General features: G+C 59.5%; 14 protein-coding genes. 6 read left to right on the forward strand and 8 right to left on the reverse strand.

Annotated features, from left to right (window positions below; genetic code table 11):
* Positions 1-68: 68 nt before the first annotated feature.
* The 4 genes from motB to flhD all read right to left on the reverse strand — a co-directional run bounded on the left by motB (position 69) and on the right by flhD (position 3,111).
* Positions 69-1,097 carry a flagellar motor protein MotB gene (gene motB, locus LMG28727_RS17000; protein WP_201643476.1) on the reverse strand — a complete coding sequence of 343 codons (1,029 nt, stop codon included), beginning with the start codon at positions 1,095-1,097 and terminating at the stop codon, positions 69-71.
* Positions 1,098-1,118: 21 nt separating this feature from the next.
* Positions 1,119-1,979, reverse strand: a complete 861-nt coding sequence (motA, locus tag LMG28727_RS17005) for a flagellar motor stator protein MotA (RefSeq protein WP_201643477.1) — start codon at positions 1,977-1,979, stop codon at positions 1,119-1,121.
* Between the two features lie 254 nt (positions 1,980-2,233).
* The gene (flhC, locus tag LMG28727_RS17010) at positions 2,234-2,794 is read right to left on the reverse strand and encodes a flagellar transcriptional regulator FlhC (protein WP_201643478.1); all 561 of its coding nucleotides are present in this window, start codon (positions 2,792-2,794) and stop codon (positions 2,234-2,236) included.
* Positions 2,794-3,111: a flagellar transcriptional regulator FlhD gene (gene flhD / locus LMG28727_RS17015; protein WP_201643479.1), complete on the reverse strand. Its 318-nt coding sequence runs from the start codon at positions 3,109-3,111 to the stop codon at positions 2,794-2,796. The genes flhC and flhD overlap by 1 nt, the downstream gene beginning before the upstream one ends.
* A 718-nt stretch (positions 3,112-3,829) precedes the next feature.
* On the opposite strand from flhD, the gene LMG28727_RS17020 reads away from it, so the two are divergent.
* Positions 3,830-4,894: a glycosyltransferase family 4 protein gene (locus LMG28727_RS17020; protein ID WP_201643480.1), complete on the forward strand. Its 1,065-nt coding sequence runs from the start codon at positions 3,830-3,832 to the stop codon at positions 4,892-4,894.
* A gap of 291 nt (positions 4,895-5,185) precedes the next feature.
* Here the strand turns inward: LMG28727_RS17020 and LMG28727_RS17025 are convergent, their stop codons facing one another.
* A complete protein-coding gene (locus LMG28727_RS17025; RefSeq protein ID WP_201643481.1) occupies positions 5,186-5,488 on the reverse strand; it encodes an H-NS histone family protein in 303 nt (100 codons plus the stop codon).
* A 285-nt stretch (positions 5,489-5,773) separates the two neighbouring features.
* Here LMG28727_RS17025 and aqpZ point away from each other — a divergent pair, with 285 nt between their 5' ends.
* From aqpZ to LMG28727_RS17040, 3 genes are all read left to right on the forward strand, one after another.
* Positions 5,774-6,514 carry an aquaporin Z gene (gene aqpZ / locus LMG28727_RS17030; RefSeq protein WP_201643482.1) on the forward strand — a complete coding sequence of 247 codons (741 nt, stop codon included), beginning with the start codon at positions 5,774-5,776 and terminating at the stop codon, positions 6,512-6,514.
* A gap of 184 nt (positions 6,515-6,698) precedes the next feature.
* Positions 6,699-7,412, forward strand: coding sequence for a histidine phosphatase family protein (locus LMG28727_RS17035; protein WP_201643483.1), 714 nt, complete (start codon positions 6,699-6,701; stop codon positions 7,410-7,412).
* A 285-nt stretch (positions 7,413-7,697) separates the two neighbouring features.
* The gene (locus LMG28727_RS17040; protein WP_201643484.1) at positions 7,698-7,973 is read left to right on the forward strand and encodes a hypothetical protein; all 276 of its coding nucleotides are present in this window, start codon (positions 7,698-7,700) and stop codon (positions 7,971-7,973) included.
* Between the two features lie 173 nt (positions 7,974-8,146).
* On the opposite strand, the gene LMG28727_RS17045 is transcribed toward LMG28727_RS17040, so the two are convergent.
* Positions 8,147-8,968, reverse strand: coding sequence for a Cof-type HAD-IIB family hydrolase (locus tag LMG28727_RS17045; RefSeq protein ID WP_201643485.1), 822 nt, complete (start codon positions 8,966-8,968; stop codon positions 8,147-8,149).
* Between the two features lie 96 nt (positions 8,969-9,064).
* Entirely contained in the window at positions 9,065-9,946 is an 882-nt protein-coding gene (locus LMG28727_RS17050; protein ID WP_201643486.1) for a BadF/BadG/BcrA/BcrD ATPase family protein, read from the reverse strand.
* A 140-nt stretch (positions 9,947-10,086) separates the two neighbouring features.
* On the opposite strand from LMG28727_RS17050, the gene LMG28727_RS17055 reads away from it, so the two are divergent.
* Both LMG28727_RS17055 and LMG28727_RS17060 read left to right on the forward strand, forming a co-directional pair.
* Positions 10,087-10,683, forward strand: coding sequence for a DNA-3-methyladenine glycosylase I (locus tag LMG28727_RS17055; RefSeq protein WP_201643487.1), 597 nt, complete (start codon positions 10,087-10,089; stop codon positions 10,681-10,683).
* 390 nt (positions 10,684-11,073) lie between these two features.
* Entirely contained in the window at positions 11,074-11,499 is a 426-nt protein-coding gene (locus LMG28727_RS17060; protein ID WP_201643488.1) for a hypothetical protein, read from the forward strand.
* Between the two features lie 208 nt (positions 11,500-11,707).
* Here the strand turns inward: LMG28727_RS17060 and rpsU are convergent, their stop codons facing one another.
* Positions 11,708-11,920, reverse strand: a complete 213-nt coding sequence (gene rpsU / locus LMG28727_RS17065) for a 30S ribosomal protein S21 (RefSeq protein WP_006050883.1) — start codon at positions 11,918-11,920, stop codon at positions 11,708-11,710.
* Between the last annotated feature and the right edge of the window lie 313 nt (positions 11,921-12,233).

Here is a 12,233-nt window from a genome sequence, read left to right on the forward strand (position 1 = left end):
GCTTACGCTATGAATCGCCGGGCTGTCTGCGCCAGTGGGCGCGCGACTCGCGTGGCGATCGCTGTCTGTTACTGGGCCGCCGGCGCGGGCGTCGCTGCTGCTGGCGCGAGCGCCGGCGCCTTTGGTGCAACCGTTACCGGCTGCGCAATTTTTTGCAGCAACGGCTTGGAGCCGGCTGCGTCGTCGGACAAGGTGGTCGTGGTGGAGTCGTCGTGATTCAACGAGTCCTCCGACTTCTTGTTCAACACGATGATGCTGATGCGACGGTTCTCCGGATCCATCGGGTCCGCCTTGTTCAGGTTCTGCGTCGACGCGAGGCCGAGCACGCGCATCACCTTCGCTTCGTCCATGCCGCCGGCGACCAGCTCGCGACGCGACGCATTCGCGCGGTCTGCGGACAGTTCCCAGTTGCTGTAGCCCTTCTCGCCGCCCGCGTATTGCGCGGCGTCGGTGTGTCCCTGCACGATGATGCGGTTCGGCACGTCGTTCAGCGTGTGGCCGATTTCGCGCAGGATGTCGCGCATATACGGCTCTACGTCGTCTTTGGCGGTCGCGAACATCGGCCGCTTCTGCGAGTCGACGATCTCGATGCGCAGGCCGGTCAGCGTCGAGTCGATGCGGATCTGCTGCTTGAACTGGCGCAGCACCGGGTTCGCCTCGATCGCGGCCATCAGCTTGACCTGCAGATCGTGCAGGCGAACCTGTTCGCGACGCTCCAGCTCGCCCTGCAACTGCTTCTGCGCCTCTTCGTTGTTATGCGAAATGGTTTGCTCGGCGCGGCTGCTGCTGCCGTCGGTGGAGCGCGTCACGCCCTGCGCGTCGGTCGAGATATCGCGGCCGCCGCCTTTCAGAATGCTCGAATCCTCGGCGCTGCGGTCGCCGCCCCAGAGCGTGATCTTCAGCGGCTGGTTGAAGTAATCGGCGATGCCCTTCAACTGCACGGTAGACGCCGAACTCAGCAGCCACATCAGCAGGAAGAACGCCATCATCGCGGTCATGAAGTCCGCATACGCGAGCTTCCACGCGCCGCCGTGATGCCCGGCTTTCTTGGGCGCGGCGCGCTTGACGACAATGGCGCGGTCTTTGTCCTTGCTCATCGATTCGGTTCCCGGCGCCCTTTACTTGGCCTTCACGCGGCGCACGTGCTCTTCCAGCTCGGCGAACGACGGACGCTCGGTCGAGAACAGCACCTTGCGGCCGAATTCGACCGCGATGGCCGGTGCGTAGCCGTTCAGACTCGCGAGAATCGTCACCTTGATGCACTGGAACATCTTGGTCGACTCGGTCACGCGCTGTTCGGCGACGCTCGCGAGCGGCCCGATCAGCCCGTACGAAAGCAGAATGCCAAGGAAGGTGCCGACCAGCGCCTGAGCGATCATCTCGCCGAGCACGGCAGGCGGTTTGTCGGCGGAGGCCATGGTGTGCACCACGCCCATCACGGCGGCCACGATCCCGAACGCCGGCATCGCGTCGCCGACCTTGTTCAGCGCGTGCGCCGGCGCTTCGCCTTCCTGGTGATGCGTTTCGATTTCCTCGTCCATCAGGCTTTCGATTTCGAACGCATTCATGTTGCCGCCCACCATCAGACGCAGGTAGTCGGTCAGGAATTCGATGATGTGATGGTCGGCGAGAATCTTCGGGTACTGGGTGAAGATCGGACTCTTCGACGGATCGTCGATGTCCGCTTCCAGCGTCAGCGTGCCTTCCTTACGTGCTTTGGCCAGCAGGACGTAGAGGAGCGCCATCAGCTCCATATAGACGTCCTTGTTGTACTTCGCGCCCTTGAAGAGGGTTGGAATGACGCGCAGCGTCGCCTTGATCGTCTTCATCCCGTTACCGAGAATGAATGCGCCAACACCTGCGCCGGCGATCATCAGCACTTCAACGGGCTGCAGCAGCGCGCCAAGATGGCCGCCTTCGAGCGCGTAACCGCCGAAAACGGACAAAAGCGTCACGAGTGTTCCCACGAAAACTAGCACTGCCGAGCCCTCACAAAGAAGCGACGGTCACCGTCGTTAATTGGTTTACGGCAACGGAACAGAAAACTTTGACGGAAAAGCGGCTGAGCGCTGCGGTGTAAACCAGAGGGCGCTTCGCGCGCCGCCTGGCATGGACGGCGAGGAGGACGGCGCGGCGGGAGACGGCACGGTGCGAGCGGCCCGCAGTCCCCAGCGGGCGGCCTGGCCGGACCGAACCGGCGGAATTTGCCCGGTCGCCCGCAGAGGCCCGCGGCTCAGGCCTCGAGCGCGGCGAGGCTTTCGCGGGCGCGGGCGTCGGCGAATTTCTTTGTCTTACCTGCGCGCGACGGCGGCTGGCACAGCCCGCAGACGAACCCATTCTGCGGATCGTGCGCGTGCGCGACAAAATGGCCGCCGCAACGGCAGCAGGAAGTCATCTGCAGCATTCCGGAGTCGAAGAAGCGCACCAGCGTCCACGCGCGCGTGAGGCTGAGCACCGGCTCGTCGTCGTGCAGACTGACGTGCTCCAGATAGAGGCGGTAGCTCTTCACGATCGACTGGATCGTCTTGCAGCCGCCGTGGCCGGCCATGAAACGGTAGATGTTATAAAACAGCGAGGAATGAAAGTTCGGCTGCCAGGTCATGAACCAGTCGGTTGAAAACGGCAGCATGCCCTTGGGCGGCGACACCCCTTTCAATTCCTTATACAGCTTGATCAACCGGTCGCGGGACAGACTCGTTTCCGCTTCCAGCAATTGCAACCGCGCGCCAAGCTCGATCAGCTCGATGGCTAGCGTGATTTCCTTGACTTCCAGTACGACACTTTTATAGGCCATCAGCCGAGTTGCTCGACGGGCTGGCCGGCCATCAGGATGGCCGAGTGCGCCTGGGCCACAGCAGCCGATTTACCCTTGTCAGCCAGTGTGGAAAGCACCGCGTGATCGTCGAAACGGAAACGGCACAACACCTGGTTGGACGCCGCCAGTTTCACGGTCTGCGCCAACGACAGATTGGCGAGCACATCGGCTAGCTGATCTGAAATCCCCATGCGGAACATGCCCATTGGCTTGTCTTCGCGCAGCAGACGCTGCGCAAGCAGGAGATAAGACAGGTTGACTTCTCTGATCTCATTGAGCATATCGCTCGCGCTCATGATTCCCCCGGGGTGTGTCTGGCTGGTTATGCCGTGTAAGGAAACGTTTGCCTGAGCGCGCGCACTTAATCCGCACGATTCGGCTCGTTTCCAGTGTTGCCAACATTGTGTCTAAATGTAACTGAGACGAAAATCGGACAGACACCCAGCCTCGTTGACGGATAAATCCGTCATTCATGTAGGAATTTTTCCTACAAAGCTGGCTATGCGGGGGATGCAAATTCGGGGGAGAAGGCGCGCAGTCTGAATGTCGCAATGCGCGCCGGGTATTTGCCGTTGGGTGAATGACCCAAACGGTGAGTTCTGATACTCGCTAACGGCGCCTCTGCAGAGGTGAAAAAGAATTATAAGACGTTTTCATTTGGCTGTAATGAAGGCCGTCCAGGGGCGCCGTTCGGATAGCAGGCCCGCCAATTGCTGACATCGAGCACCGGTTTGTCAGCGTTTGTTTATGTGGACAAGGATCGCTCCCGATTATCGGGACGCCCTCCCAGATGAGCTGTAACCGTGCATGTTTCGCGCTGTAACAACATTAAGCGTTTGAAAAATAACTCGAATTGGCGCGGCCGATCCCGATAATGAAGGCTAAGGGATTACCCGATGCAGGATTCGGAGCACCCCCGGGCGGCGGCTTACCGCGCCCAACCGTCCGTCAGGCATTCGCTCCTCGCTCTATTCGAGCGCCGCTATGCGATGCCGTTTGAATTGGAGAAAACGCATGCGAATCGCACAAATTGCGCCGTTGTATGAAGCCGTCCCGCCGAAACTTTATGGCGGCACCGAACGCGTCGTGTCGTATCTGACCGAAGCGCTGGTCGATCTGGGCCATGATGTCACGCTGTTTGCCAGCGGCGACTCGGTCACGTCCGCGAATCTCGACGCCTGCTGGCCGCGCGCGCTGCGTCTCGATCCGACGATTCGCGACGCGTTGGCGCCGCACGTGCTGATGATGGAAAAGGTGCGCAAGGTCGCGCATGAATTCGACGTGCTGCACTTTCACCTCGACTACATGCCGTTCCCGCTCTTCACGACCATGGACACGCCATTCGTGACGACGCTGCACGGCCGCCTCGATCTGCCCGAATTGCAGCCGGTGTTCGATGCGTTTTCAAACGTCCCGGTCGTGTCGATTTCAGACTCGCAGCGTTTGCCGCTGCCGCAGGCGAATTGGCTCAACACGATCTATCACGGTCTGCCGGAGCAGCTGCTGACGCCGCAAACGCACAAGAAGCCGGAATACCTGGCTTTCCTCGGCCGCATCTGCCCGGAAAAGCGCGTCGATACAGCTATCAAGATCGCTGCACAAAGCGGCTTGCCGCTGAAGATCGCCGCCAAGGTGGACAAGGTCGACCAGGAATACTTTAAGCGCGAAATCGAACCGCTGCTGTCGATGGCCCATGTGGAGTTCGTCGGCGAGATCAATGAAGCGCAGAAGCCCGAGTTCCTGTCCGGTGCGAAGGCTTTGCTGTTCCCGATCGACTGGTCGGAGCCGTTTGGTCTGGTGATGATCGAGTCGATGGCGTGCGGCACGCCAGTGATCGCATTCAACCGCGGCTCGGTGCCGGAAGTGATCGACCACGGCGTGACGGGCTATATCGTTGAAGACGTGCAAGGCGCGGTGGCTGCGCTCCAGCGTCTGGACGAGCTGTCGCGCACCGAAATCCGCGCTCAGTTCGAACGCCGCTTCAGCTCGAAAACGATGGCGCAGAACTACGTCGACGGTTATTCAACGCTGATCGAAGCAACGCGCCGCCCGGTATTGCGCCAGGTTGCAGTGGGCTAACAAACGGACTAAGCGGTCGACGCGCTTTTTGGGCAATCAACCGCTTAAAGCAGTTAGCCTCAGCGCAGCGCGCATTTCCGATTTTGCGATGAATGGGGTGTAAGTCGAACAAGTGAATCGTTTGCGCGAGCAAAAAATCAGACTTGTCTCACACCGTTTGCAGAAAAGCCGCCCCAACGGGCGGCTTTTTTATTGGCCGCAGGATGCTGCTTCGATCAAAGATTAGCGCATCGCGAATAAGACCACCGGTGAAAAACCTTCAATTCGCTTTCGCGATAGCTGACAGTCGAATCAAGCTGCTCCAATCAGAAAACGTTCGCGATTCTTACCGGCAATCCACTTAGGCGGTTTACCGCGTCCGCTCCACGTATTTCCCGATTTCGGATCTTGGTATTTCGCCGGCAGGGGAGCCTTCTTGGGCGGGCGTCCGCGCTTGGCAGCGACGGCAAAGCCAAGGTCTTGAGCAGTTAGACCGTATTCAGCGATCTTTTGGCGGATGTCGGCGACCACATTGTCAATTTCGGTACGCCGGGCTTCTTCTGCTTGTGCCTGCAATTTGGCGATCTGCGCCTTGAGGTCTGCATATTGAGACATTTGGTTCTCCCCTTTTTAGAACTGATTCGATCGCAGACTAACTGCAATTATAAAAATTCGCAATGGACAATAATACCGATTTAGCGCGATATCCTCTGATAATTATTAACCGCCGCTGAATGGTAAAGCAACGTTTTATCTCGAAATAATCCGTAAAGGCGCACTCCAGATTGACAATTCTTGACACTGGATTTCCCGGTCTTTCCCTAGAATGCGCGCTCAGGACATGCACCATCATTGAGCCGTGTGTGTTTCCCGAAGCGCTACTTTTTAGGAATACCAATCATGCAGTTGTCAAAACGTCTCGCCGCCGAGCTATTCGGCACTTTCTGGCTCGTGCTCGGCGGTTGCGGCAGTGCCGTACTTGCCGCCAACTTCGCCGGCCCGGTTCACGGTCTGGGCATCGGCTTCGTGGGCGTGTCGCTCGCGTTCGGATTGACCGTGCTGACCATGGCTTACGCGATCGGTCACATTTCCGGCTGTCACCTGAATCCGGCGGTGAGCGTCGGGTTGACCGTTGCAGGCCGCTTTCCGGCGCGCGATCTGGTGCCGTACATCGCCGCGCAGTTAATCGGCGCGGTATTGGGCGCATTCGTGCTGTCGGTCATCGCGTCGGGCCAGCCAGGCTTTGACCTCGTTGCGAACGGCTTTGCCAGCAATGGCTATGGCGATCGTTCGCCGGGCCACTACTCGCTCGCCGCCGCATTCGTTTGTGAAGTGGTGATGACGGGCTTTTTCCTGTTCGTTATTCTTGGCGCAACCGACAAACGCGCGCCGGCCGGCTTCGCGCCGATCGCCATCGGCCTGTGCCTGACCTTGATCCACCTGATTTCGATTCCGGTCACCAACACGTCGGTCAATCCGGCGCGCTCGACCGGCCCCGCGCTCTTCGTCGGCGGCGCAGCGGTGGATCAGTTGTGGCTGTTCTGGGTCGCGCCGATCATCGGTGCGGTCATCGCGGGTGTGCTGTATCCGCTGATTGCGGAGAGCCACAGTAGTAATTCGCAGAAACTGGCCCTCGACTGATTCGTAGTCACTCACCCAGCGGCAACCCGGTATGAGCCTGCGTTGACTCGAAGCGGGCGCTTTAGCGTCCGCTTTGTTTTGGTGCAGCTCTGGCGCTGCCCGAACGACCTGGTCATGCTGGGGTGCCCGGGCGCGCCCCGCTGCTAGAATCGGGCGACTTACCAAGCTCGCACAGGTGCTACCGATGAACCGTTTTCGCGGATTGCTGCATGCCGTCCTATTTTCCATCGGCGGCTTATGCGCTGGCGCGCTCGCGCTGTCAGCCGCGCCCGCGAGCGCGGCTGATGGCAACACCGAAACGATCGTCTTCGTGCGACACGGCGAAAAGCCAGCGCAAGGCTACGGACAGCTCAACTGTCAGGGGCTCAACCGCGCGCTGGCTTTGCCCGCAGTCATTGCCGCCAAGTTCGGCAAACCCGATCTGATTTACGCACCTGATCCCGGCCAGCAAAAAGACGACAGCGGCCATCCTTATTACTACATCCGTCCGCTAGCGACGATCGAGCCGACCGCCATTCAATTTCAGATGCCGGTGCAAACGCCCTATGGTTTTGCCCAGATCGACCAGTTGGGCACAGCGCTGGTTAGTCCGGCGAACCACAACAAGCTGATCGTGGTGGCCTGGGAACACAAGCTGATCGTGAAGTTATTGCGCCAGATGCTAGCCGCTCATGGCGGCAATGCCGCCGACGTGCCGAAATGGCAAAGCGACGATTTCGACAGTATTTATATCGTTAAGCTCGACTGGCAAAACGGCATCGCACGCGCCAGCTTCAAACATGAACAGCAGGGGTTGAACGGACGGTCTGCAGATTGCCCTTGCGCGGCGTTGCCGGGCGCATCGTCGGCCGCGGCGGGATCGGCGGGATCGGCGGCTTCAGCGAGTGCGGCACATTAATCGGGTAATACAGATGTAAGCCGCAATTACGTAGGCGACGACGAAAATCACGCGAAATGCGATCGCGGCCATTATGCAAATTGAATTGATAAGGCTGTAACGCTTACACCGTGCGGCTTACGGCGACTCGAATGCGATTTGCGGCACGCCTCAATTGCAATTCAACGTGCTTTCAAAAGTTGCGGCGATGCTTGCAGTCCGTAACATCTCGTCGCAGTCCTTCTGCGACTGAATGCGTACATTGATCCTGTGCGACAAACATACGTCGCTTCACAGGAGAACAACATGAAACGCATCGTCACTCACTTGCTGGTTGCTGCTGGACTCGCTGCGGGCGCATGCGGTGTCGCGCAAGCTCATACGGATCTGAATATCGGCCTGTCGCTCGGCGCACCGGTTTATGCACAGCCCGCACCACAACCGGTGTACTACGGGGGTTGGGATCATCGTTATGAGCATCGCGATTATTATCGCGGCGACCATCGAGATGACCGTGGCTGGCACCATGATGACCATCGTGGGGGGCGCGACGATCATGGCCGTGGCGGATGGCACGGTTAATCGACGCAGGTTGATCGTGGCATGTACGCCTGGGAGCAACTCGCCTGCGCTATGCGCCGGCTTGGGTGCTTCGGTCACAGGCTAAGCCACGCTCAGCCGTCGCGTCTGACATCCAATATCGCCAACTCCGGCCCGCGTTCACGCTTCGTGACGCGGGCCGGCTCTTTTCCGGGTCAGGACGTCAATTCGTCGTCGAGCGAGAACAGCTTGCGTAGATGATGCGCGACGCCCGCTTCAAAGTTATTGCCGATACGCGGCACATTCGGCAATCGCTTGATGAGATCGGGATTGGCGTTGTTCATCATGAACGGATGGCCAGCAGTTTCCAGCAGGTCGATGTCGTTCATGTTGTCGCCAAAGGCCACGCATTGCGACGCGTCGAAACCCAGGCGCTCAAGTACGATCTGCAAGGCCCGACCTTTCGACACGTTCGCCGTCATCACTTCGAGGCAATCCGGCAGCGAGTAGGTCACGTACAGAGCATCGCCAAATTCGCGCTCGAGATTCCTCGCGACGTGCGCGAGATCGGCAGGATCGCCGATATATAGCGCCTTCGCGATGTCGACGCCGTCGTGTTTCGGCAAGTCGGCGACTTCGTACGTAAAGCCGGAGTCCTGGTGGAATTTCAGCAGTTCGGGCGCATCGCGATCGATCAGCCACGCCTGATCGGCGAACAGATTGACGATCACACGACCATGCGCGCCGACGATTTCCGGTTGCACCAACCTCTGGACTGTGGGCGGCGGCAGATCGTCCGCGTGGATCACCGTGTTGTCCGGCGCGTGAATGCGCGCGCCGTTCGATGTGATCAGATAGGGGCTGATGCCCAGCACGTCACGGATGCCCGCGACGTCGCAATAGTGACGCCCCGTTGCGATCACGAATCGCAGGCCGTCGCTTTCCAGTTTGCGCACGGTGGCAATCGTGAACGGATCCACCTGGTGATCCGCGTTGAGCAGGGTGCCGTCGAGATCCGTGGCGATGACTTTGTACATGGTATGAGCAACCGGGCAGCGTCAAAGAGCGTATTTTACCGTTGCCAGTCGTATCTGCCGATTGTGGCTGCCGCACGCGCCCGTGCTCAAACGTTCTCAGCTCGCGAGCCGCGCTGCCTCGCGCTGTGCCAACTGCAAGCCACCATGCGCCGAATCAGCCAGCGGCTCGCGCAGACGCGCCTGATAGATTTGCGGCACGTACTCGCGCAACGGCACGCCAAGCCCACCGCAAAGGGCAACCGGCAGCGTTCCCGATGGGTCCAGCGCAGCGATCATCTTGCCCACTTCAGCGCCCGCCTCGCCCAGCAAACGCGCGGCAAACGGATGCGTACGGTGCTCGACGGCGATCCGCGCGAGCCTCGCATAAGCGGTCTGGTTGGCTGCGCAAAGCCAGACGACGAGGCTGTCCGGATCATGAGCGCCGACGTGGGCCAGCAGAGCCTGAGCAAGCTCGTCGTGGGGGCCGCGTCCGTCGAGCGCGTGCTGCGCATGCACGATTATCCGCAAACCTAGCCACGCCCCGCTCGCCTCATCACCCGATGGAAATCCGTAGCCACTGACGACGCGGCATTCGCCATCCCTGTCGAGCACGGCCGCCACGCTGCCCGTGCCCAGCGCGACGATCACGCCAGGTTCGCCGCCGTGCGCGCCCAACAGGGTAGTAAAAGAGTCCTGCTCCACGGCGAGTCCTGCCAGCGCTGGCGACCGCGCGCGAAATTCCGCGAGCCAGTCGCGATTGTTCGCGCCCGCGAGACCGCAACCGAGCACGCAACGCGACCAGTCCAGCGCAATGCCTGCGCGCGCAAATGCTTCGACGCAACCTGCCTCGATGGATTGCCACGCCCGTTCGATGCCGAGTCCCAGACCCGACGGCCCACTTGCCGCCTGTGAGAGGTCGCGGCCCTGCGAGTCGCCGAGCACTACGCGTGTACCGGTGCCGCCACCGTCAATGCCGATCAGAAAGAAGTCGTTGTTCATCGAATCGAGAGAGTTCCGTGAGTGAATAGTGCATAGCGTGGCAGGTCAGTTTTAATCCTGCAATCGGCCGAATGGCCAGCTTGCGGAGCGCGCAGCTTCAGCTATGCTGGCGGGCGACATGACTACGCGGGAGCGCGACAGTGACACAGCGATGCAACTGGGTATCGAGCGAAGCGCTCGCACAGTATCACGACGCCGAATGGGGTGTGCCATCCCGCGACGACCAGCATCTGTTTGAGATGCTCGTACTGGAAGGCGCGCAGGCGGGTCTGTCATGGTCGACGATTCTGAACAAACGGGCCGGTTATCGGCGTTCTTTTGCCGACTTCGACATCGAAAAAGTGGCGCGTTTTACGCCGAAACACGTGGATGCGCTCGTGCTGGACGAAAGTATCGTGCGTCACCGCGGCAAGATCGAAGCCGCTATTAACAATGCGCGCGCCGTGCAGCAGATTCAGACCGAACATGGCTCGCTTGCCAACTTTGTCTGGTCGTTCGTCGACCAGACGCCCATCCAGAACGAATGGGCGTCGTATAAGCACGCGCCTGCATCGACGGAAATTTCGGACGCGCTGAGCAAGGGGCTCAAGCGCTACGGCTGCAAGTTCGTCGGGTCGACGATCTGTTATGCGTTCATGCAGGCGGTCGGCATGGTGAACGATCACGAGACAAATTGCATGTGCCGCGCGAAATGTGCGGCGCTGGGCAAGAAGGGACGTAATCGTAAAGCGGTTTGATTCGGCGAAAGGTCGAGCCGCTTAGTGCCGCGGTTCTAACAAAAGAACTCCGCCCAGGGAAAATCCTGAACGCTGACGCGCTCACGCGGCGGTCGGCCGATTCCATAAGCCGAAAAGGTTGAAGCGATGCTGCGCAACGTAGCTCGATAAGCCCGTCCGGAACAGTCCTGCTGCGTTTCTCGCGCACTCTGGCCGTTATACGTTTATGAGCACATCAGGTGTGGCACCCGTTCCGCTTACACATCGCAAAAGCCATAAGCGCGCCAAATCCGGGAATTGAAGGGTTTTCGTGGCGTTAGTCCGGACTTCGCGAAATGGGCCTGCGCCCGATACTCATGCTCATGCGCTCAAACAACGAATAACCGCTGCGGTATGCAGGGGAGACCAACCATGAAAACACATAACTTCCTGACGCATCAGGATATTTTCGATCAGGCCGTAGACCACCTGTTCGATCAGAAGCGCGCCGCGCTGCTGCCGCGAGGCGGCGGCGCCTATCGCGGCTATTGCGGCGGCTGCCCGGTCGGCAATTTCATCAAACCACGCGATTACATGACGGCGATGGAGGGCGTTCCGGTGCGCTACATCGGCAAAACGCCCGTCGAGATTCCCGCTTATATGGACGTCGGTGTATCTGCACTGAAAAAAGCGCTTTTGCGGGCGCGTATCAATGTGTACGACCCGGCTACTATCGACCTGCTCAGTTGCCTGCAGAACGTGCATGACGTGTTCGGCACGTGGGAATGGCGCGAGCGGTTGGGCTCGATCGCGCGTCAATTCAGGCTCTCGGCGGAGCGGTTGAAGAGCGCCGCATAACATCTCGCGATACGTGGCGACGCGGAAGCGTCGCCGCACGTTGCAATCATCATCCGGCGATTTACGCCGAAATAACTCGCAACTTCGCCAAGCCGCCTCGCAACTGGCGATTCTGTTCCGTCAATCAAATTACGACCGCCCAAAAGCAAAACGGCGATGCGGCTTCTTTCGAAGCTCGCACCGCCGTTCGGCGTGCGTAAAAGCGTGCTTAGTGCAGCTTTTTCGGCAGCATCTGGCTGCGCAGGCGCTTATGCAGACGCTTCACAGCAGCAGCCTTTTTACGCTTACGTGCCGTAGTCGGCTTTTCGTACGATTGACGCTCACGCAGTTCAGCGATCAGGCCATTCTTTTCGATTGCGCGACGAAAGCGGCGAATCGCCACTTCGAACGGCTCGTTTTCCTTCAGAAGAATCGTCGTCATGTAATTCCTAACTCAATCACTTGATACGGGTTAATTTGCGTGGCGGGAACCCGCTCACGCGCCGGCCCTCCGGTCGTTTCAGTTCATGGCCAGTAACAGGCAAACGCGGGGGAAACCCCCGGCCAAACCACGAATGAAACGAGAGGCAAAGCGGCCACGGAGGCCGGAAAAGAGAGGTGGGGAGCTCACCGCGGAACGCGGACAGACGTACTTCAAAGCCGCGCCTGTTGCCGTTTCGCCAACCGTTCATCAATGCATTTTTCAACATGAAAACACTGACGAAACAGGCAAAGATCTCAATTCACTCCCGATG

Source organism: Paraburkholderia metrosideri (genome assembly GCF_904848625.1).
Taxonomy (GTDB): Bacteria; Pseudomonadota; Gammaproteobacteria; order Burkholderiales; family Burkholderiaceae; genus Paraburkholderia; species Paraburkholderia metrosideri.